Origin of the sequence: Sphingobacterium siyangense, assembly GCF_023277505.1 — a bacterium.
Classification (GTDB): Bacteria; Bacteroidota; Bacteroidia; order Sphingobacteriales; family Sphingobacteriaceae; genus Sphingobacterium; species Sphingobacterium siyangense.
In genome coordinates this window covers 4,090,182-4,113,514 of record NZ_CP080574.1, presented here as the reverse complement: position 1 = coordinate 4,113,514, position 23,333 = coordinate 4,090,182, and the positions used below count along the sequence as shown (strand labels likewise).

The 23,333-nt window shown below is 39.8% G+C and carries 17 protein-coding genes; 4 read left to right on the top strand and 13 right to left on the bottom strand.

The genetic code is table 11. The annotated features are described in order from the left end of the window. Nucleotides 1-493 precede the first annotated feature (493 nt). Together nhaA and K2F45_RS17250 are read left to right on the top strand one after the other, a co-directional pair. Nucleotides 494-1,681 carry a Na+/H+ antiporter NhaA gene (gene nhaA, locus K2F45_RS17255; RefSeq protein WP_075993260.1) on the top strand — a complete coding sequence of 396 codons (1,188 nt, stop codon included), beginning with the start codon at nt 494-496 and terminating at the stop codon, nt 1,679-1,681. A gap of 201 nt (nt 1,682-1,882) precedes the next feature. Then, complete coding sequence (locus K2F45_RS17250) at nt 1,883-3,109, top strand: DEAD/DEAH box helicase (RefSeq protein WP_075993259.1); 1,227 nt, start codon at nt 1,883-1,885, stop codon at nt 3,107-3,109. 72 nt (nt 3,110-3,181) lie between these two features. Here the strand turns inward: K2F45_RS17250 and K2F45_RS17245 are convergent, their stop codons facing one another. From K2F45_RS17245 to K2F45_RS17185, 13 genes are all read right to left on the bottom strand, one after another. Further along, on the bottom strand, nt 3,182-3,547 hold the full coding sequence (locus K2F45_RS17245; protein ID WP_075993258.1) for a VOC family protein: 366 nt from the start codon (nt 3,545-3,547) through the stop codon (nt 3,182-3,184). A 234-nt stretch (nt 3,548-3,781) separates the two neighbouring features. After that, entirely contained in the window at nt 3,782-4,651 is an 870-nt protein-coding gene (locus K2F45_RS17240) for a DMT family transporter (protein ID WP_075994868.1), read from the bottom strand. A gap of 291 nt (nt 4,652-4,942) precedes the next feature. Continuing rightward, nucleotides 4,943-6,379 carry an efflux transporter outer membrane subunit gene (locus K2F45_RS17235; protein ID WP_075993257.1) on the bottom strand — a complete coding sequence of 479 codons (1,437 nt, stop codon included), beginning with the start codon at nt 6,377-6,379 and terminating at the stop codon, nt 4,943-4,945. 1 nt (nt 6,380) lies between these two features. After that, the gene (locus tag K2F45_RS17230) at nt 6,381-9,542 is read right to left on the bottom strand and encodes an efflux RND transporter permease subunit (RefSeq protein ID WP_075993256.1); all 3,162 of its coding nucleotides are present in this window, start codon (nt 9,540-9,542) and stop codon (nt 6,381-6,383) included. 122 nt (nt 9,543-9,664) lie between these two features. Further along, the gene (locus K2F45_RS17225) at nt 9,665-10,783 is read right to left on the bottom strand and encodes an efflux RND transporter periplasmic adaptor subunit (protein ID WP_248931936.1); all 1,119 of its coding nucleotides are present in this window, start codon (nt 10,781-10,783) and stop codon (nt 9,665-9,667) included. 242 nt (nt 10,784-11,025) lie between these two features. After that, on the bottom strand, nt 11,026-11,787 hold the full coding sequence (locus tag K2F45_RS17220; RefSeq protein ID WP_248931935.1) for a LytR/AlgR family response regulator transcription factor: 762 nt from the start codon (nt 11,785-11,787) through the stop codon (nt 11,026-11,028). After that, nucleotides 11,787-12,890 (bottom strand): sensor histidine kinase, encoded by a 1,104-nt coding sequence (locus K2F45_RS17215; protein WP_075993254.1) that lies wholly within the window; start codon nt 12,888-12,890, stop codon nt 11,787-11,789. The genes K2F45_RS17220 and K2F45_RS17215 overlap by 1 nt, the downstream gene beginning before the upstream one ends. Nucleotides 12,891-13,274: 384 nt before the next feature. Continuing rightward, nucleotides 13,275-13,757, bottom strand: coding sequence for a DUF4822 domain-containing protein (locus K2F45_RS17210; protein ID WP_075993253.1), 483 nt, complete (start codon nt 13,755-13,757; stop codon nt 13,275-13,277). Nucleotides 13,758-14,043: 286 nt separating this feature from the next. Continuing rightward, on the bottom strand, nt 14,044-15,489 hold the full coding sequence (locus K2F45_RS17205; protein WP_157626139.1) for an efflux transporter outer membrane subunit: 1,446 nt from the start codon (nt 15,487-15,489) through the stop codon (nt 14,044-14,046). A gap of 6 nt (nt 15,490-15,495) precedes the next feature. Next, nucleotides 15,496-18,684 (bottom strand): efflux RND transporter permease subunit, encoded by a 3,189-nt coding sequence (locus tag K2F45_RS17200; protein ID WP_075993252.1) that lies wholly within the window; start codon nt 18,682-18,684, stop codon nt 15,496-15,498. A gap of 14 nt (nt 18,685-18,698) precedes the next feature. Next, nucleotides 18,699-19,901 carry an efflux RND transporter periplasmic adaptor subunit gene (locus tag K2F45_RS17195; RefSeq protein ID WP_075993251.1) on the bottom strand — a complete coding sequence of 401 codons (1,203 nt, stop codon included), beginning with the start codon at nt 19,899-19,901 and terminating at the stop codon, nt 18,699-18,701. A 78-nt stretch (nt 19,902-19,979) separates the two neighbouring features. Further along, nucleotides 19,980-20,579 (bottom strand): TetR/AcrR family transcriptional regulator, encoded by a 600-nt coding sequence (locus K2F45_RS17190; RefSeq protein ID WP_046674552.1) that lies wholly within the window; start codon nt 20,577-20,579, stop codon nt 19,980-19,982. A 90-nt stretch (nt 20,580-20,669) separates the two neighbouring features. Continuing rightward, a complete protein-coding gene (locus tag K2F45_RS17185; protein ID WP_075993250.1) occupies nt 20,670-21,983 on the bottom strand; it encodes an ATP-binding protein in 1,314 nt (437 codons plus the stop codon). Nucleotides 21,984-22,483: 500 nt separating this feature from the next. Here K2F45_RS17185 and K2F45_RS17180 point away from each other — a divergent pair, with 500 nt between their 5' ends. After that, a complete protein-coding gene (locus tag K2F45_RS17180) occupies nt 22,484-22,939 on the top strand; it encodes a DUF1572 family protein (RefSeq protein WP_075993248.1) in 456 nt (151 codons plus the stop codon). A 157-nt stretch (nt 22,940-23,096) separates the two neighbouring features. Continuing rightward, nucleotides 23,097-23,327 (top strand): GNAT family N-acetyltransferase, encoded by a 231-nt coding sequence (locus tag K2F45_RS27510; RefSeq protein WP_420833027.1) that lies wholly within the window; start codon nt 23,097-23,099, stop codon nt 23,325-23,327. Nucleotides 23,328-23,333 lie beyond the last annotated feature (6 nt).

Below are 23,333 nucleotides of genomic sequence, written 5' to 3'. Positions count from 1 at the left end.
TTCCTCTTTTGCCTCCTGTATAATATATAAACAATGACAATGATAGCGATGATTGCTAAAATAATGTAATGGGAACCTGAATGTTGGGTTTTATCCTCTGTCGTCTGCGCATATGTAAAATTTGCTACGAAAAGAAGCACCATGAAAATCCACTTCTTGCACATAATAAACGGTTTATTAACTATAGTAGCAAGCTAAGTATTTTTTGCAACAAAGTCAAATTAATTCGGTAAAAAATAAGTTAGATTTTTATGAAATTTTAAGGTATAACCTCTGTTTCTCACATTTGATTCGTTAGGTTCGAAAAATAAAAGGATAGCAGAAGAGCTTTTGTCTTTTTATTCGCTTTTTGGTTCTTTTACCACTAATAAAACACAGCTAATTCAGCTTTTTTACATTGGATATAGCTCCGGATATTGTTTAGGGAATTCGGTAAATGGTCCTAAAAATCGTATCTTGTGAACCTTTGTAAGCGTTTTTAGATATTCAAATCATGTCAAAACTTATCAATTTAACTGTCTTTAGAGAGTTCTTAAAATCCAGCTTTGCTGGCGGAATTATACTTTTTTCCTGTGTTATTCTGGCATTGATCGTAGCAAATACATCATTGTATGCCAGTGTAATGGAATTTCTGAACCGGGAAGTAGGTTTTGAGAGCGGTCATATTCATTTAAAATATTCCTGGTTGTTGTGGCTCAACGATGGTTTGATGGCGATTTTCTTTTTACTGGTGGGCCTCGAGATAAAACGTGAAATTGTAGAGGGTGAACTCTCATCGCCAAGTAAAGCAATTCTGCCCATTTTGGCTGCGGTTGGTGGGGCGCTTTTGCCTGCCATCATTTATTTTGCATTAAATCAGGGAACCGATACTGCAAACGGCTGGGGAATCCCTATGGCAACGGATATTGCATTTGCTTTAGCGGTTATCACGCTTCTGGGAAATAAGGTACCTGCCAGTCTTAAGATCTTTTTGGCTGCGCTAGCGATTGTTGACGACCTACTTGCCATATTGGTTATTGCGATCTTTTATAGCAATGGTATTCATGCGACCTATTTATTTATTGCTTTAGGTATATTTCTGTTTTTGATCGTGTTAAATAAATTGGGCGTTAAAGCGATATGGGCTTACCTGATTCCGGGACTATTTATTTGGTACTTTGTTCACCACTCGGGTATTCATGCAACAATAGCTGGCGTGCTGGTGGCCATGACGCTGCCGACAACACCGGATGCGGAAGAATCTCCCTTGGAAAAACTTGAGCATCTATTGACCAAACCTGTCAATTTCATTATCATTCCTTTGTTTGCATTTGCGAATACGCTTATTCCAATCCATGGGGAAATGATTGGTGGTTTGACTTCAAAATTGGGGATCGGTATTATCCTTGGCCTAATCGCTGGTAAATCAATTGGGATATTTTTGATCTGTTTTATTGCTAAAAAATTGAAGATTGCGCAATTACCGGAAGGGGCTGGCTGGAAACAGATTTTTGGTGTAGGTTTGTTGGGGGGAATCGGTTTCACGATGTCGATCTTCATCTCGATACTATCTTTTGATGATAGCATGCTGATTGAAGAAGCAAAGTTCGCGGTTCTGATCGCTTCTTTATGCGCTGGCTTGCTAGGCTATGTTGTTTTGAGCGCAGTGTCAGCCGCAAAGAAAACAGCGGTTATTGATTAGATTTTGAATAGATAGCAGTCGTATGCTTGGCTTACGGGAATGTGTAGGACAGTTGTTTTTGGTCAAATTAATTACTGATTCTCTCATGGATTATTCCTATCTGGACATCTATTTGAAAGCGGATAACGAGCTATAGGTATTAATTTTAGACTTTTATGAATTAGATTTAGTAATTTAGGGCACAACAATAAAAACAATACGTTGAGATTTGATGAATTTGGCTTTGTTCCAGCTTTGGAAGAAGGTTTAGAAAGTATGATGTTTGAGGAGGCTACGCCGATCCAAGAACAGACCATCCCGATTATTAAAGAGGGAAAAGATATGATTGCCTGTGCACAGACAGGTACAGGTAAAACAGCAGCTTATATGTTGCCGATCCTCGATGCAATAGCACGGAATTCAAGGGAATCTATCCTCGCTATTATCCTTGTTCCGACCCGGGAACTTGCTATGCAAATTGACCAGCAGATTATGGGCATGTCTTATTATACGGGTGCAACATCCATAGCCATTTATGGTGGTGGTGATGGTATGGGGTATGAACAGCAAAAACGGGCCATACGAGAGGGGGTAAATATTATTGTTGCTACGCCGGGAAGGTTGATAAGCCATCTTACCTCCATGAAGATTGATCTCTCTCATTTAAGGCACTTTGTTTTGGATGAAGCCGATAGTATGCTGGATATGGGATTTCAAGACGATATCTTACGTATTGTAAGTTATCTACCGAAGAAAAAGCAGATGCTTTTGTTTTCGGCGACGATGCCGATGAAGATCAGGTCTTTTGCCCGAAAAATTCTGCAAGAGCCTGTGGAAGTCAATATTGCCATTTCTAAACCTTCGGAAGGGATAGATCAACGTGTATATCTTGCCTATGATCAACAGAAAATGGAGCTTCTAAAGAATATACTGAAGGATCCCAACTATGTATCTGTTATTATTTTTGCATCCCAAAAAACTACAGTCAAACTTCTCGCTCAGGAATTACAGAAGCAGGGGATTGATGCGGAGGGTTTCCATTCGGATCTCGAGCAGTCGAAACGGGAAGATATCATGGCCAGATTTCGGTCTCGTCAGGTGCGGGTACTGGTGGGGACAGATGTGATATCTCGCGGTATCGATGTGGTGGGGATCAGTTTGGTCGTTAATTACGATGTTCCACCGGATCCGGAAGATTACGTACACCGTATTGGACGTACTGCGCGGGCAGCAACTACAGGAACAGCCATTACCTTTGTCAATGAGAAAGACCAAAACCGTTTCGCTCAGATTGAGAATTTAATAGGTTATCCGATTGAACAACTTCCATTGCCAGAGGGGTTTGAAGCGGGACCTACTTACAATCCTGCCAAAAAGAATCCACAGCATAAGAAGAAGCGTTTCAATAGGAATAAAAATAAAAACTATCAGAAAGCTAAAAGAGCCTGATCTTAAAATACAAAGCCCCCATATGAGAAAAATATGGGGGCTTTGTATTTGAGTATATACTGTATTCAACTATTATTCAACAGTCCATACGGCCAATTCATATCCGTCAGGATCCTGGAACTGAAATCTTTTTCCTCCGGGAAAGCTAAAAATATCTTTTAATATAGTCCCGCCAGCACGGATAATCTGATCACGCGTAGCCTGCAGATCGTCGGCATAGATAACGACGAGAATACTGCCATTTATGGGGTCACCAAGTGTAAAACCACCATCAACATATTTTCCGCCAAAAGCCGTATATGCTGGCCCATAATCCGTAAACTCCCAACCGAAACTCGTTGAGTAGAATGCTTTGGCACGTTCAAGGTCGCTTGATACAAACTCAAGGTATTGGATCTGCTGGTTGACAAATTTGTTTTCTGTACTGCTATTGCTCATAACGGAACTATCTATTTAATGTATATATAATAAATTGCTTGACCGGTTGTGCCGGTTTTGGAATTAAAACCCGAACCGTCTCATAAATATAAGGCTTTGTTGAAAATGACACACATTTTTCTTTTCAACATGTTTTTTCGGGGCTACCTGTTTATCGGGGCTACCTGCTTGGCAAAAGGAGGAAACAATATTCATTTCCCAATCTTCGTTGGACTGGGAAATGAATGGAGGTTGTTAAGCGCTCTTTTTACTGCTGATCCAATACTGCAATAACACAGATGAAACAACCAAAAACAGTCCAACATAGAAGGATAGGTTTAATTCTCTTGCTTCATTAAGAAGTAAAAAAGCAATCAAAATAGCATATACTGGCTCAAGATTTAAGCTTAAGTTCAATGTAAATGCTGATATCTTCTTTAAGATTTCTGTAAATGCGAGATAGACTCCCACAGTGCAACATAAAGATAGGATGATCAGATAGAAAATATCCAGGGCATTGGGAATAAAAGTGCTGATTGGATAGTGCTGAATGTAAAAAGGAAGTAGACATGCCAGCCCTATTGTTCCACCGATCATTTGATAATAGTTAATGCATATTGCATTGTACTTTTTGGTCAATTTTTCATTGTGAACCGCATAGAGTGAGGCAAAAGCCGGAGAAATTATCCCTAAGACTATGCCAAGCTGGTGTGAGGTATCGAAGTGAAATATCAGTGCTATCCCACACAACGTAAGTCCACTCAACAGAAGTTCAGACAATCTGAATTTCGTTTTATTGATCATCGGTGCAAAAATAGCGGTGAAAAAACTTGCCATACAGTAGCAGATCACGCCGATGGAAATGTTTGAATATTTGATGCTAGCATAGAATAATAGCCAGGATGCTGTCAATAGTAGCCCATTTTTTGCAATATGCAGTTTCTCTTTGAACGTAAAATCTGTAGGTATTTTATACCATTTTAGAATAAAAAATAGGATAACGGCAGCTAAAAATACACGGTACCATGTGAGTATCCCCTCGTTAAGTGAAATCAGTTTTCCAAATACGCCAGATAGTCCCAGGCACAGCACAGCGAGGTGCAGCATGAAATATGAATGTTTCATAAGAAATTGTCTTCCAGTTCCGTCCATTAAGGACGAAAGGTGTTAAATCATAAAATTGATCGTAAATAAGAAGCACAGCAAATTGGTCCATTTCTGGTATTGGGCTTCAGTAATATAGAGAAAAAATATTACGCTATTGGAGGGGGAAGACAACTCGTTCTATTCATCATATTTGTATTTACCCGAAGATAGGAAATTTTGGGCGCAGCTGCAAAAAAGGAATGAAAAAGCCCCTAGAAAGTCTTTGGTTCTAGGGGCATATATTTAGTCAGTTGCCTTTATTTTGTGATTCTATGGCGTATTTGGCGGTAAAGTATCTGTTCCGCCACCCAGTGCACGGTAAAGATCTATGGCTGCGTTGAGCTTTTCCCGTTTTACTGTAATACGTTCCAAATCATTTTGTAGCGCATTGTTTTGGGCAGTTATCACTTCCAAATAGTTTGCCATCCCACTTTTATAAAGTAAGGCTGCATCAGCGGTGGCTTTGGCGAGGGCATTTGATTTGGCATGGATAAGTTGCAGGCGCTGTTCCGTATGTTTGATTTTTGCCAAGGCATCCGAAACTTCTGAAACTGCAACCATAACCGACTGTTTAAACTGCAATGCTATCTTTTCGCGTTCGATGACCGATATCTCATAGTTTGTTTTTAAAGCACCTTTCTGAAAAATTGGCTGTGCAATATTCCCCGCTATTGTTTTCACAATCGAACCTGGTAGATCAAACCATTTGTTAAATTGAATGGAGTTTGTACCAATGGATGGTGTCAAGCTTAGGGAAGGGTACATCGCTGCTTTGGCGAGTCCCATTCTGCTTGTGGCAGCCACAACCGCGTATTCAGCTGCTCTGACATCTGGTCTGCGGCTCAAGAGTTCGGCCGGCACCCCTGTAGCAAGTCCGTCTCCAACAATCGTATCATCTAAACTTGCTGTACGTTGAATGCCCTGGGGGAAACCTCCGCAAAGAATGCTCAGTGCATTTTCTTCTACAGCCATGTTTTGATGGGCTAGGGGAATCAACAATTCAGCAGTTTTCTTCTGAGCTTCGGCTTGCTCCACGGCAAGCGAACTGACCAGTGATGAGTTGTATTGCAAACGTATCATATTCAGTGTGCTGTCGCTCAATTGAACATTTCTTTGCGCAATCTTAAGCTGCTCATCCAAAGCAATCAGATTATAATAGGACTGGATGACCTGTACAATCACCCGGGTTTTCAGAGCCGATAAATTTTCCTTTTGGCCAAAAAAATTGGCCATAGATTCCTCTTTTTGCATTTTTACCTTTCCCCAGATATCGGCTTCCCAAGACAATCTGAGCGTGGCACTATAATCGTCCATATAAGGTGTCCCGATAAATTGGTCACTCAGCGAGCCATTCAAGGAGTTGCTCGATAACCAGGTTCTATTCGCTCCAACGCTTAAATCAGCTGTTGGCAGTAACCCTTTCTTAGACTGCTTGTACGCGAGTTCCAATTGTTGCATGTTGAGGAGTGCAACATTGACGTCTGTATTGTTGGATAATGCCTTCTCAATGAGTGAGGTCAACAAGGGATCCTGTACAAAGTTACGCCAGGATAGCTGTAGCGTATCAGACGTCAGGACAACCTCGCTGTTTTTGAAATTTTCGGGCATGGCTATCTCCTGACCTGTGTATTTTTTGCCCACACTGCATGCGGACAATAACAGGGAACTGCTTGCGAAAATTGTTATATAGTGATGAAATTTTTTCATTTTAATCGTTTGTATTGTGTACTGTATTGTCCGTAAGCTTTTTACCCGAAACTTTTTCTTGCAAATATTGGAACACCAGGTATAGCAACGGTATGATGATTACCCCAAGGATAACACCGCTTAACATACCCATTGCTGCTCCGGTACTGATGGAATGGTTACCTGTAGCCGTTCCGCCGGTCGCAAACATCAAGGGGACCATACCCGCAATGAAAGCCAATGAAGTCATCAAGATTGGGCGTAGACGAGCTCTTGCGCCTTCTAAAGCCGAATCAATGAGTGAGGAGCCTGCTCTTCTCCGCTGTAAAGCAAATTCAACAATCAAAATGGCATTTTTTGCCAAAAGACCGATGAGCATGATCAAGCCGACCTGGACGTAGATATTGTTGTCCAATCCAATGGCACGTGTTCCTAGGAAAGAACCGATCATACCTGTTGGGATTGATAACAGGACGGCAAGGGGCAATAAATAACTTTCATACTGTGCTGATAGTAAGAAATATACAAATAGTAAGCTTAATGCTAGGATAAGCACAGTCTGATTGCCCGAAGACTTCTCTTCCAAGCTAAGTCCCGTCCATTCGTAGCTATAGTCTCCCGGTAACTTAGTCAATACATTTTTCTCCAATGTTTCCATGATCGCACCATTACTGATACCAGGCGTACTAACCACGTTTATCGTGAGTGAATTGTATAAATTATAACGGGTTACCGACTCAGGACCATAAACTTTACGAAGTGTAACCAAAGTGTTCACCGGAACCATTTGGCCAAGATTATTCTTGACAAATATTTCGTTGAAGGCTTCTTTATCGGTTCTATAGATGCCATCTGCTTTAACTGCTATCCGATAGAATTTACCGAAACGATTGAAATTCAATGATTGGTCACCCGCAAAGTAAGTTTGAACGGACGAAAGCATTTCACTGACATCTACGCCAAGTTGGGCAGCTTTGTCTTCATCTACTTCTAACTCCATCTGTGGATAATCTGCTCTGAACATGGTATAGGCAAACTGTACCCCTGGTTGTTTCATAATCTGCGCAATAACGGAGTCAGACATTGCTTTGAGCTCTACCGGTGATTTACCAGCTCTGTCCTGCAAAACGAGTTCCGCGCCATTCATCATACCATAACCATCAACAGGAGGGGAGCGAAAGGCCATTGCGTTACCTTCTTTGACACTGGATAATTTTTGTGAGATCACTTGGTGAATCTGATCGATATCGTTCATCTCACCACGTTTCTTTTTATCTTTCAGACGTATGAATCCTGTTGCATAGGCTGCGCTGGAGTTGTTACCGATCATATTGAATCCAGTAATACTTGTATGGCTTTCAATAGAAGGGATATCGGCAAGTAGTTTTTCGATTTTTTCTACTGCTTTTGTGGTTCGATCAAGTCCCGTTCCTGGGGGCATTTCCAAACTGTATACAACAAAGTTATCATCTTCCATTGGTACAAAACTTTTGGAAGTGCTTGTCATGAGGTATCCGGCAATGCCAATTGTAGCCAGGATCAAAAGTGCCGAAATCCATTTTTTCTTTGCCAGGAATTTTAATGAACCAACGTATCGGTTGGTCATGTTTTCGAAGCCAGCATTAAACGCTTTGAAAAAACGTTGAGAAAATCCTGTTTTTGGGGTCTGCCCATCGTGATTTTCGGCGTGCGTATTTTTAAGCAATAATGCGCAGAGTGCCGGTGTCAGTGTCAATGCATTGATCGCAGAGATCACAATGGCGATAACAAGGGTATAGGCAAACTGTTTATAAAACATGCCCGATGAACCTGTCATAAATCCAATGGGAATAAAAACTGCACACATGACCAAGGTAATGGAGATTACAGCCCCTGTGATTTCACTCATGGCACTATGGGTAGCCTGCTTACCGGTTAAGTTGGAAGTCTCCATCTTTCCATGTACTGCTTCGACAACGACAATTGCATCATCGACAACGATACCAATGGCGAGTACTAAGGCAAATAACGTCAATATATTGATGGTAAAGCCAAACACCAGCAGGAAGAAAAAAGTACCTACGATGGCTACCGGAACTGCGATTGCTGGAATAATAGTCGACCGTATATCCTGCAGGAACAAAAATACAACGAGGAAAACCAAAATGAAGGCTTCAATCAATGTCGAACGTACTTGTGCCGTACTTTCATCCAAGCGTTCTTTGGTACTGATCAATTTAAAAATCTTGATCCCAGGAGGGAAAGAGCGTTGTGCTATTTCAATCTGTTTATCGATTCCGATTTCAATTTCATTGGCGTTGGAGCCTGATGTCTGGAATATACCAATGGTAACTGTATTGAGGCCGTTATTTTGCGAATTACCACTATAACTGATCGAGCCAAACTCGATACGTGCCACATCCTTTAAGCGTACGATCTGAACGTCATTGTTTTTGACGATAATGTTTTCATACTGTTCAGGAAGGTTCTTTTTCCCTTTATAGCGTATGACATATTCCAGTGGTGCTTTTGATTCTTCCCCTAATTTTCCAGGTGCAGATTCCAAACTTTGTTTGGAAATTGCAGCAATGACTTCTTGTGGCACAAGTCCATAACTCGCCATTTTTTGCGGATTCAACCATACACGCATCGAATAGTCTTTGGAACCGAATACCATAGCCTGACCAACGCCAGGTACACGCTTGATCTGTGGGATCAAGTTGATGTTCACATAATTCTGTAAAAATAGTTCATCATATTTTTTATTATCTTCTGTATAGATATTAAATATCATGATCATACTATTTTGTTGCTTGGAGGTCGTTAATCCCATTCGGACAACTTCCTGTGGCAGGATAGGAGTAGCCTGTTGTACTCTGTTTTGCACATTAACGGCTGCCTGATCTGGATTTACACCTGCTTTAAAGACAATGCGTACAGAGAATGTACCGTCATTACTTGCAGTAGATGTAATGTATTCCATGTCCTCCACACCATTGATTTGCTCTTCAAGGGGTGTAACAACTGATCTCAATACTGTTTCGCTATTTCCTCCGGGATAGCTTCCGGTAACTTGAACCGTGGGCGGGGCGATATCCGGGAATCGCGTTTGAGGCAGCCTAAAAAGACCGATGACCCCCAGTATGACAAATATGATAGATATAACAGTTGCCAAAACTGGCCTGTCAATAAATTTCTTTAACATTTTAGTTTAAATTTTATAAAGCTTTTAGTACCGTTTTTTTCCAAAAGTGAATACTGAATGTATAGGCTTGTTGCCTTGCCTTTCTTTGAGCAGTTCAGCTTTTGCTATACCTGCTATCCTTGTTACATGGTGGATTTTTTAGTCGGTTGAACTTGCATTCCATCATTAAGCATATCAATTCTATTCATAACGATTTTTTCACCAGCTGTGAGTCCCGATTTTAGTAAATAGGCGTTAGCGGTATTTCCTGCAATTTCAATCTGTTTCATGGAAATTTTATTTTTCTCACCAATAACATAAACGAAATAGCGGTCTTGAATATCCTTGACAGCGGCCATAGGTACCAACAATACGTTTTCATGCGCTTTTTTCAATATTACTTTTGCTGAGCCACCCGAACGGAGAATTTTTTCGGGATTGATGAAACTTGCTTTAAGTGCCATGCTTCCTGTTGTTCTGTCGATGTTACCACTGGCTAACTCTACTTTCCCCGAATGGTTGTATGCTGTTCCATCAGCCAGTAAGAGCGTTGCTTGTTGATTGGATGATTTGTTATTCTGATCTTTGATAAAGGCTATAAAGTCGGCCTCACTCAATGAAAAATACACATTTACGGTATTGATTTCAGATAGCGTTGTTAAAGGTGTCGCGTCTGCTGCGGTAATTAAATTTCCGATCCGATTAGGAATACGGCCGATATAACCACTCACTGGCGCATTGATCAACGTAAATTTGGCATTTATTTGAGATGAACCGAGTGCAGCTTGTGCTTGTGCTACCTGTGCTTTAGCTGCAGCATAATTGGCCTCTGCAGTTTTTAACTGTAATTCGGTATACACTTTACCTTCAACAAGTGGTTTGATTTTTTCAATCTCCAATTTAGCGTTTTGTTCTGCCGATAAAGCAGCTTGGTAAGCTGCCTTGCTGTTGTTTACTTGTTCGTTGTAGACATCAGCTTTTATTTTGAAAAGGGGTTGACCCTGGGATACATAGTCTCCTTCTTTGACATAAATCTGCTCGAGATACCCCGTTACCTGCGCTTTGACATCGACGTTGACGGTCCCCTCTAATGTACCAGGATATTTTTTTTCGGTCTCCGCGTGGGTAGGAGATAATTCGATAAAGTCAACAGTAACTGCCTGCTCTTGCGGTTGTTCTTGGTTGCCTCCACAGGACGATAATAATGCTGCTGCTGTAATAAGTGTAAGGAAAGGTTTTAAAGTCATCGTTCTTTGTGCCATTTTATCATTTTATAATGAAACAAAGAAAAGAATTCTTTTAAGCCGTAAGGCAAAGAAATCTACCGAGACGTTACAATTGCTTACTGAAACGTATCAGTGATGATCTGAATTTTACGATATTAAATGGTCCGATCCGATTGTGTTGGAAATATTGGTCTTACCGATTGACATCCCCTTCTTCATCGCGAAAAACTTACTTTACCTTTCTGACGAAAAAAGGAGTAAGCGGATCAGTTTTAATATTAATAGTCTAACCAATTTTTTAGCAGTTGAGCCTTTTCTCTGCTCACAAGGATTTCCACTTGATCGTTATTTTTAATTTCTATTTTTAGTTTTCCGTTGAAGTGGTTATGTAATCTTTTGATCGCATCTATATGCACAATGAATTGCCTGTTGGCGCGAAAAAATACTTTTGGATTTAATTGCTGTTCGAGTTCTTCCATTGTTTGAGGGACAATTTCGACAGTGCCACATTTGAGTTGCGCATGGGTAAGTTTAAATTCGGAGTAGAAGTATAATATCTCTTCAACAAGAACGGTTTTATAGCCGTCTTTGAATGGAATTAGAAAGCGTGAGCGAAAATCTTTCGGATAGATAAAATCCAATAAACCTTGAAGCGGTTGTTGGTTGATCTGGATATCTTTTTGATAGTCAAGTTTTTGGATGGCGTTTTCCAGCTCTGTTTTTTCTACAGGCTTAAGCAAATAATCTATGCTATTGAATTTAAAGGCCCTCACAGCGTATTCGTCAAATGCTGTTGTAAATATGATTGGGCAATCTATTTTTATAGTCTCTAATATTTCAAAGCTTAAACCATCGGATAGACGAATATCCATCATCACCAGGTCGGGAAGTTCATTGCCATTGAACCAGTTGATGCTATCAGCGATATTATCCAGCACATCTAAAATAACGATGGATGGCTTTATTTCCTTCAAAAGTCGTTTTAAACGATCGGCATTGAGTTTTTCGTCCTCGATGATTAATACTTTGGTTATATTCATTATGCTTGCGCTAAAAGTGGGAGGATAACGTTAAATGTTTTGCCATCATTCTTTATTTGCAGTTTTAAGTTGGATAGCAAATCGTATCTCTTAATGATGTTTGAAATCCCGATTCCCGATGATTCGGATACATTCTCAATAGGGATTAATATATTTTCAACAACAAGTTGATTCTGGGAGTTGGTGTATACCTTTATTTTCAGCGGTTTTTTCTTATTTGTCTGATTATGCTTTAATGCATTTTCTACCAATAATTGTAAGGTAAGGGGAGGTAATTGGCAATTGCGTTTGGCGGGATTGACGTTTATTTCGAAGTTTACCCCATCGCCAAATCGGTTTTTGATGAGAAATATGTATGAATTTAGAAAGTTGAGTTCTTCTTCGAGTGAGATAATGTCCTTTTTGGAATTGACAAGAAGGTAGCGATATATTTTGGAGAAGTTTTCTGCATATTCATAGCCTAATTGTTGGTCTTCGAGGATGATTTCTGAGAGCACGCTCAGGTTATTAAAGACAAAATGGGGGTCGATCTGTAATTTTAACGATTGAAGTTCTGTTTCAAGAATGACCTGATCGAGCTTTGCCGCACGCATGGACTCATTTTTCCAGTTAGTGATCAAATGACTACCAATATTGATCCCCATTATCATGAGCGCAATCAATACACTGATTGTAATGTTTTGAATCATCCCCCTTTTTTCCTCCAAAGATGGGGCTATAGTAACATTTTGAGGTCCAAAATAATATTTTGAAATCAGGTACTCCAGCAGTAAATTGATAAAGAGTACTGCAAAAAGGTTGATGACGGTTTCAAGTAGAAGTCGCTCTGTCGGACTATCTTTCCAAGTTAAGAACTTATTAAGCTTGTCATGGACAATGATGCTAAATTCGGAAATGATAAAGCTGTAAATGATCGTAAAGGTCCATTCACCGAGTATTTCGAACATATTCCGTTTAAAATAGCCATCCCAGCAAGTCGAGAAAGGATCAATAATATAGGCGACGAGATAAATAAGCAGAAAGGACAGAAAGGTAAATATCAGCCTTTTTTTATTTGTACTAATTAGAGTCTTATCGTTTTTATAGATCGCTATATCCTGCATTCTTTTAACTTATATGTATCGGTGAAATCTATGCAAATTTCGTAATTCCTTTTAGTATTGGACGACAAATTTCTGCTGAAGCGTATAAAGCCCCGACTGAAATATCAATTTGATGTACTCAGACGTATATTGACGAAGGTCGATAGATTATCTTGCCTTGGCATATCAGAATATACTTTTTTATGAAATTCGGATGTTCTGTTTTTTAATGGATTGTAAATCTTGTTGTTATTGGTTTTTTGTTATCGGTTGATCTAACAGTGTCAAAGAATGACTTTGGAGATGGGGTTCGTTTTTAGCTATAAACAGAAAGGCTTGACATCATTTCGTCAAGCCTTTCTGTTTTATTGAGGTAACTATTTTTTCGATGTGTTATCCTGTAAATTATTTTGGCTCTTGATGTGTTGTTGGTGTATGGATAATATCGAAATAGATTGTTTTGTCATTAGCGTTTGGATAAACTCTATACGTGAATTCTTTCTTCGTTAATACGGTAATATCAACCACACGAGTAAACAATGTTTCACCAGCAGCATTTTTAGCAACAATTGTTCTCGTTTTACCATCTGCAGATACGGTCCAGTCGCCGTGCATTTTGGGAGAATTGTCAAGATTGAACATTGTAAATGTACCGTCAGATTTGAAATAAGCAAATCCTACAAAATTTGACACGTTAGCATCTGTTAACACTACACTTTCTCCTTTATTATTCTTTGCGTTTGTTGTTTCCCAGGGTGTACTGGCTAATATTTCACTTGGTGTAAGCTGTGGTTCAACAACAGTTTCGTCATCTTTACTGCAGCTCATCGCTACTAACGTGCTTAAGGCGATACATACCGCTAATGCAATTTTTTTTAAATCTCTCATTTTATAAAATTTATATGATGTCACAAAAGTAATCGCATTGTTTCAGCTGCATTTGTCTCTTTTATTCCAAGGTTTGAAGGATTTATAAATTGAATGAGATCGCGTTGTAGAAGAAGGTTAAACAAAAGAAAAAGCTTGCTTTTAATTTGCTTTGAAGTATGCTTCACATGGAAACAAATTAAAGGTGATGGAAGCATGCGCTTTGGATAAAATAAAACAGGGGACCCTAAGGCCCCCCATCTACCAGATATGTATAATAAAATTAGAAAATTGCTTTTTTACAGCACTAATTGTTGCTCCATCCACCACCTAATGAACGATACAGGTCAACAACTGCAGAAAGCTCCGCTTTTTTTACCTGAGCAAGTTCGAGCTCACTTTGCAAGATATTGCTTTGTGCCGTAATTACTTCCAAGTATGTGGCCATTCCTGTTTCAAATAAAAGATTGGCGTGCTTCGTTGCTTCCTTTAGACGCGTCGTTCTATCCGAAGTAATCTTTTGTTTTTCTTTCAATTTTTGAATTGAAATTAAAGCATCGGAAACTTCTCCAGCTGCTGAGATTACTTTTTGCTTGAAGATCAATACGTTCTTTTCTTGTTCGACACGTGCCAGTTCATATTGAGTTTTCAATTCCTTCCGCTGTAAAATTGGCTGCGTAATACTTCCTGTAATTGCCCCAAATAATGAAGCCGGTAAGTTGAACCAATTGCTTGCCTTGAATGCATTTACGCCTGCTTCGGCGCTAATAACCAAGGAAGGATACATGCGTGCCTTTGCGTATTGTTGATAAGCTTGTGAGGCTGTAATAGCCAGTTCAGCTTGTTTTACATCCGGACGATGACTTAACAAATCGGCTGGGACGCCAGTTGCTAATTCTTCGGGGAATTGAATACTCGACAATTTCCCCGCTATTTTAATTTCCTGCGGGAGTTTTCCGCTAAGAATCTGAATGGCATTTTCCTGAATACGGATCTGTTGTTCAAAGTCGGGGATCAAGGCAGCTGCAGACAATCGCTGCGCATCGACCTGTTCCAATGCAAGCAGCGTAATGTCACCAACTTCATATTGTTGCTGGACAATACGTAAAGTTGTATCGCTCAATTGCAAGTTTTGTTTGGCGATATCACGCAATTGATAAAGCATCAGTAGTTGATAATAACCTTGTGCAACTTGTGCAATTAATTGGGTTTGAATTACTTTTTTCGCTTCTTCTGTCTGTAGATAGGAAGCTAAAGCAGCGATATTTTGATTTTTGATTTTACCCCATATGTCGGCCTCCCAGGATAAACCTAAGGATGCCGTATAATCTTCCACATGGTGTTGGCCTAAAAACTGCCCCAGGCTCAATCCATTCATACTGTTATTGGATGGGTTGGTGCTATTTCCGCGGATCTGTAGCTGGGCCGTGGGAAGATAGTTAGCTTTTGCCTGTTTCAGGCTCAGTTGAGACGCTTCTATATTTTTTAGTGCCAGTTGCATATCTAAGTTATGTTGTATAGCACTATCGATCAAGGTTTGTAAGACTTGATCCTTAAAAAAATTACGCCATGGAATAGAACCTATGCTAGTTTCCTGCGGAGCTTTAGCCTGGTCGCGGTACTGTTCGGGCAAGTTGGGGGCAAGGTGTTGATTGCTGACCAACTTATCTGTTTTGCAAGACCATGCGACAAAAGATAAGATGAAAACCGTCAGTAATTTTGATTTACTATTGATATATTTAAATGCTGTCATGATGTACTAATTGTTTGTATGCACGGGTATTTCCAATGAAACGACATCGCTTTCATGTTGTTTTTGCCGTGGAGTACCTCCGATTTTCTCTTGGATAAATTGGAAGAAAATAAAAAGAATAGGGATGATAAAGAGTCCTAAAACTACTCCAGTGAACATCCCACCCGCAGCGGCGATACTGATTGAGTGATTTCCTTGCGCTGATGGACCTACCGCTGTCATCATTGGAATCATACCAACGATAAAAGCTAAGGAAGTCATAATAATAGGTCTCAAACGTAATCTCGCTGCTTTAAGTGCGGCACTAGGAATTGATAGTCCTTGTTTACGCCCTTGGATGGCAAATTCTACGATCAGAATGGCATTTTTGGCCAATAATCCAATCAACATAACGAGTGCGACTTGTACATAGATGTTGTTGGCAATATCAGTGAAGCTAATTGCTGCGAAGACCCCAAATATACCTGTAGGAATAGAGAGAATAACCGCCAATGGAATGATATAGCTTTCATATTGTGCTGCAAGCAGAAAATAAACGAAGATCAGACAGAGAATAAAAATCAATGTGGATTGGCCTCCTGAGACAATTTCTTCTTTAGTCATACCTGAGAACTCATAAGTAAATCCGGTCGGCAATTGTTGTTTTGCAACTTCTTCAACTGCACGGATAGCATCTCCAGAACTATATCCTGGTTTTGGTATCGCATTTATTCCAATCGAATTAAATAAGTTGTAACGAGATGCTGTTTCCGGACCATATACACGTTCTAATTTGACTAATGTATTGATGGGGACCATGTCTCCCAATCTGTTTTTTACAAAAATACCGTCCATTGAAGTTGGTTCACTTCTATCCTTGGCATCAGCTTGGACCATCACACGATAATACTTTCCAAAACGATTAAAATCTGAGGCTTGGGCACTACCAAAATAGGCTTGCATAGTCTGTAAGATGCTTTTTGTGCTTACGCCAAGTTGTTCTGCTTTGATATCATCTACCTGGAGTTCATATTGTGGATAATCCGCTTTAAAGGTTGTGAAAGCCATCATAATTTCTGGACGTTTCATCAATTCGCCAATAAACTTTTGGCCTATGCCACTGAATTTTCCGAGTTGTCCACCGGTCCGGTCCTGCAGTACCATATCCAGACCATCCACGTTACTGAATCCTGGGACAGTAGGGAAGGTAAAGACAAAGAAATTTGCGCCTTTGATATTTGCCAAGCGCTGATTGACATCGGCCATAATAGCATTGATGTCTTTTATCTTACCACGTTCTTCATGTGGTTTAAGGAGGATAAATGCAACACCTGCTGATGGACTTGTGGATTGTGTCAAAATATTGAAACCAGCAAGTACATTTAAAGTTTTGGTAAAATCAGCATGTTGAAGTTGCTTCTCTGCTTCGGCTAATGCTCCGGAGGTACGATCCAAAGAAGCACCTGCTGGCATAGATAAGGATATGGCAATGAATCCTTGATCCTCTGATGGGATGAATCCAGTAGGTGTTTTACGGATCATAAATACAGTCAAAAGTAGGGTAATTCCCAATCCTGCAAATGCAACCCATTTATAACGGATCAAGAAGCGTAAACTACCTAAATAATTCTTCGTCAACCGATCAAATCCAACATTGAATCCAGCGAAGAAACGCTCTTTGAAATTAAGGCTTTTAGCCTCAGAATGACCATGATGCGTTGGTTTTAAGAAGAGTGCACATAACGCAGGACTTAGTGTCAAAGCATTGATTGCTGAAATAACGATTGCAATCGCCAAGGTGAAAGCAAATTGTCTATAAAATACCCCGGTTGAACCTTCCATAAAGCCGATGGGAAGGAATACGGCAGACATCACCAATGTAATCGAGATGATGGCGCCTGTGATTTCACTCATGGCAGATGTCGTAGCAAGCTTAGGCGGGAGATTTTCATGCTCCATCTTGGCATGAACAGCCTCCACGACCACAATCGCGTCATCGACGACAATCCCAATGGCTAGCACCAGAGCAAACAAAGTCAGTAGATTGATTGAAAAGCCGAAGAGCTGCATGAAGAAAAATGTTCCCACGATGGCTACCGGTACCGCAATCGCTGGTATCAATGTCGATCTAAAATCCTGAAGGAATAGAAAGACAACTAAAAATACCAGTATAAATGCTTCAACTAGTGTATGTTTTACTTGGTCAATAGATTGATCAAGTGCATCTTTTGTGTTGTATAAAACGAGATATTTGACACCTTTTGGAAAGCTTAAAGAGGCTTTCTCCATGAATTTTTGAATGGCAATCTGAATTTCATTTGCATTCGAACCTGCAAGCTGCATTACCCCAATATTCAATCCTGCTTTACCGTTGATGCGCGTATGACTCGCATAGGTATAAGATCCCAGTTCGACACGAGCGACGTCTTTGAGTTTTAATACAGAACCGTCTGTATTGGAGCGGATAATAATATTTTCGTAATCACTTGGCTGGTTGAGTTTACCTTTATATTTGATTACAAATTCAAAAGCTTCACGGCTGCTCTCTCCGAATTTACCCGGAGCAGCTTCGACGTTTTTATCTTGAATGGCGGCCATTACTTCCTCTGGCGTTAATTTATAGGTAGCCATTTGATTTGGATTGAGCCATACACGCATGGAGTAGTCTTTGCTACCACCAAATGGCAATGCTTGTCCAACCCCAGGTATCCGTTTCAGTTCAGGAATAATATTGATCTGGGCGTAATTGGTAATAAAGGTCTGATCGTATTTACTCTGATCTTCCGTGTAAAGGTCCAATACCATGATCAAGCTGTTTTGCTGTTTTGCCGTGGTGATCCCGGCTTGTACAACCTCAGCCGGCAATTGGCTGGTTGCTTGAGCCACACGATTTTGGACGTTTACAGCAGCTTGGTCAGGGTCTGTACCAAGTTTAAAATATACCGTAATCATTAACGAACCGTCGTTGCTGGCGGTAGAGCTCATGTAGCTCATATTTTCAACACCGTTGATTGACTCTTCTAGTGAGGGGGCTACGGCACGAAGGACCGTTTCGGCATTTGCCCCGGGATATAAAGCCGTTACTTGCACCGCGGGCGGTGCAATATCGGGAAACTGCTGCAAAGGCAGTTTTAGGATACCAATCACCCCCAATATGACAAGTAATATGGAGATAACGGTAGCAAGTACAGGTCTTTCTATAAATTTCTTAAGCATGTGATTTTCTAATATTATAATGAATTGATGCTATCTCTTGATAAGGCTTGCGGTGTAATTTTCTGACCATCCTGAAGCAAGTCAATGCCTTTGTAGACAATTCGATCTCCCGCATTCAGTCCTTTACTTACCAGGTAATTTGCACCACTTTTTCCAATGACAGTAATAGGCTGTTGAACAACTTTATTTTCTTTACCAACGGTATAAACGAAGATTTTATCCTGCATTTCAAGGGTAGCAAGTTGTGGTACCAACAATGCTTGTGCATACTTCTTTTGTAGTCTTACACGACCCGTATTTCCGTTGCGTAAAACTCCTTCTGGATTGTTGAACGTTGCACGAAGTGTAATCGCACCGGTATTTTTATCAAACTGCCCGTCCACCATATCTATTTTTCCTTTCTGATCATAAATTGTCTGATCCGAAAGAACTAGGCTGATCGGAGGGAGGTTGTGAAGCTTTTGTTGTAAATTGCTCCCTTCTGTATTGTTTTTGAATGCGATAAAGTCATTTTCTCCCAGTGAGAAATAAACATGAAGATCTCTTACATTTGACAATGCGGTAAGTGGTTGTGCGTCTGTAGGACCAACCAAACTCCCTTGCTTGCGCTGTAATCTACCGATGTATCCTTCGGCTGAAGCCCGTATTAGCGTATATCCGACATTGATTTTTGCAGTTTCAACGGCCGATAGAGCCAATTGTACGTTTGCTTTAGCGGCATTACGTGCGCTAATAGCTGTTTTTAGCTGGAAGTCTGTCAGTACTTTGGTATTCACCAGCTTTGTTTTCTTCTCGACTTCTAACTCCGCATTTTCCAGACTAGCTTTTGCTGCCAGTAGATTTGCCTTCGCCTGGTTTAATTGTTCCTGATAGGGGCGGTCGTTGATCTTGAAAAGTGCTTGACCTTTAGTTACTTTGGCTCCTTCATCGACATAGATGTTTTCCAAAATTCCCTCTACCTGAGGTCTGATCTCAATATTGGCGGAAGCTTCAATAGTCGCTGGATACTCCTGGTAAACCGTCTCGTTACCGTTCTCGATGGTAACGACCGGGAGGTTAACTGGTGGTGGATCAATGGGTTTACTTGTTCCTGTTGAGCAACTGTATAGAAAGATTGCACTCAACACATATGCAGTCTTTACGATATTAATTCGTTTAACACTGTTAAGTGTTGGAACGTAAATCTTTTTAAGACTTGGTGATAAATTTGTTTTCATGTGATATTAAAAATTGAAGTTTTGGTGTATTTAACGGTGTTAGATTTCTTAACGTTGTATTTTTTGCTGTAAAAAAATTTAGTCAGTCAGTGAGCGCGTGATGCCATAAATAGCATCCTTTAATACTTCTTGATTGGTATTGTCGCCATTGCCTTGGTTTACCAGATTGATCGAAATCAATCCATGTATAATAGACCAGTAGGTGAAATACTTTCTACAGATCAATTCTTCGGATGGATTTTTCTCTTTCATGATTTCACGGATGACATCACTTATCAATTTTCCATGGGATTCTGCACATTTATAGGTTTTTTCAAATCCACAACAGGCAGTTCCCACACCGAACATTAACTGATATAATTCCCGTTCTTCGAAGGCGAAATCCCAATAGCTAAACCACATTGCTTCCAATTGTTTCTCCAGATCGGTTTCAGTTGATTTGGCTTGCTTTACTTTTTTGGCAAGTAGGAGATAGCCTTGGTTGGCAAGTTCCATCAAGATGGCATCTTTATTGGCGAAATACTCGTATATCATGGGGGCGGTATATTCGATGATATCTGCAATTTTGCGCATACTTAAGGCCTGCCATCCTTCTTCTTTGACGATTTGGAGCGCAGCATCTAGAATATTGGTTCTATTCTCATCTTTGAGCCGTTGTATACGTTCTTTACTACCCATGCTAATGCGTAAATAATTTAACAGTGTTAGGCAAAAGTGATACTTTTAATTTTATTTATTGACATCTAAAAGTCATTAAATAAAAAGGCCTTATTTTTTCGGTTCCGAAGAAGCGTTTTCAGGGCTTGCAGCAAGGGTTAAAATCTGTTTTATGCGATTTTTTTCTTTCTCAGTTAGGGGAAGTGCCTGTTCGATGATAGGGAGAATTTCCGTACTTTTTTCCGATTGTAATAACAGGTCGATGAAACCAAGATAGGTGCGGATAAGGTCTGTTTTAATGCCGAAGAAAATGCGTGGATCTACAATATATAATTCCTGTACTAATGCTAACAATAGGTTTTTTCTTTTTTTATCCTTTTCCGAGTTGTTGTAGGTGGGTAGTAGGCCCTTTCTTTCAAGATCTGTTAATTTTACCGCGACAGCGTGCTCAAGTACATATTTTTTTTGCTTTCTATCGAGTAAGTCACGTAACTCGGCAAGTAAATTTCGATAAATAACTTGTTTGGCTTTCCCCGAGAAAAGATTATCTTCTGTAGATAGGAGGATATCTTGTTGTTCGAAATGATCAAAGAAAGTAGATTCCACATAGACGGAGTGGTGGAAATTGATCGCGTTATTATTGAAACTGCTAAGTACTTTGGCAATTTCCTTTTTATCACTATTAAGAAAATAATAATAATATCGATCACCAATTTGCTGGTTCCAGCGAATGTAATTGATGGTAAAATGATAAGAGGTATCACGATCCGGGCTATAACCTGTCCACGAAAGCTGGTCTGTCTCCTGGATTAAATGATCATAAACCAACAGCTTTCCATTGACGCGTATGGCGTAATCCCTTTCCTTATTCAAGTAGAGAAACCAACCGAATTCTTGTGCGAGGAAATTGTTAAAGTCATCGCTTTCAAAAAATGTAGCATTAAGTCCAAAAATACCTTCAAGAGTAACTTGGGTTCCTGTATTTTTATGTCCTACTGGTGTGTTTTCACTGATATCGTATTGCTCTTTACTTTCGCGATCGATTTGAATTCGGTAGTTTGAGAAATATTCATCCTTCTGAAAAACAGTATTCCAAATTGCACGTGTTGCAAAAAGCGAGAACGAAAATCGGCCCTTTCCCTTTTTTCCTCTTGTATAGGAGCTGCGTTTGAGGCTGTTCTTTTTTATAGAATCCAAAAAGTTTCCAAATGAGGAAGAAAGCGTCTCTAGGGATATGCCTTCGCCATTGTCCTGTATGCTTATACGATTTATATAGCCTAATTCGTTACTGTCTATGGAGAGTTCGATCTGTGTGGCTTTTGCATCAAATCCATTCCAGATATATTCAGCAATGGCATGTTTAGGGTCTTTGGGAAGTCCTGCAGATTCGATACTTTGGTTGGTTATTTTTGTGCTCCTCTTCATCGTAAAGGCGGTTTAGCTTAAAACTTGTAAAAAAGATGGAAATAATTTGGTCGATTAATTCCATTTCAATGTACACTATTTTTTAGATCTCTTGATTAAAAATGTGAAAAAATAAGCAAGTCCAAAATAGATAATAAGATCGAAAAGAAGATAAATAAAATTGAAACTATTTCGATTCTCAGGTTCTATTGAGCGTTTGCCGCCAATATATTCATAAAAAGGAAATGGAAAGCCTAATCTGTCATTTCCATCGGATGGACTATCGCATTTAGCGAAGAGAATGGTGGCCGCAACTGTTATTACACTAAAAATTACCCAGGTTTTCTTTGGGAAATTTGAAACTATCTTCATGGTTATTGGGCTTTAAGTAGCTTAAAATTACATAATATCATGTGGAGATGTATACTTTTCATTCGTATACATATGGCCATTGACGGCTAAAGTTGATGTGTTGATATAGAAGTTGCTTTTTTGGTAGAAAATATATCTAAATTTAGTCTATGCTTATAGAAACTTTAAAAAACCTTTTCCGACGGGACTTAAACAGGCTGCGTGATGAAATTTCTTTGTACAAACAGGAAGGAAATATATGGCTTATTGAACGTGATATTTCCAATTCAGCTGGCAACCTATGTTTACACCTGATCGGAAATCTTCAAACATATATTGGTGCTGAAATAGGCAAGACGGGGTATATCAGAGATCGAGCGGCTGAGTTTTCGTTAAAAGACATTCCTCGAACACGATTATTAGATCAGATAGATGATACGATTGATGTGGTTACACGTTCTCTGGATCTGTTGTCGGAGGAGAACCTTCTTGAGATATATCCTTTACGCGTGTTTGAGGAAAAAACAACAACGCAGTATTTGCTTGTTCATCTGACCACCCATCTAACTTATCACCTTGGCCAAATAAACTATCACCGGCGACTGCTGGATCAACCTGAGGTATAGTTAATGTATTGGTAAACCTATTCTTGTTCTAAAACATAGGAAACAAATTTATAGTATGGACATATGAAAAGCGGTATTATCTGATGCTCCGGAGCTCGCAACCTTGACCGAACAGCTGGGTTATCCAGCCGATATTCAACTTCATCAGGTCATCAGTATGGAGACTGGTGTTTATGTAGAAATCATTGGCTTGGTTGTCGATGAAAAATATCGAGGTCGGGGGCTAGGTCGATTATTATTGCATACGGCATCTGATTGGTCTAGGTCTCTCGATTGTTACCGTTTGCGTGTAAGATGCAATAGCATTCGGACCGAGAGCCATAAGTTTTATCAAAATAGTGGTTTTATACTAAAAAAGGAGCAGAAAGTTTTTGATTCTTTGCTTTAAAAGGTG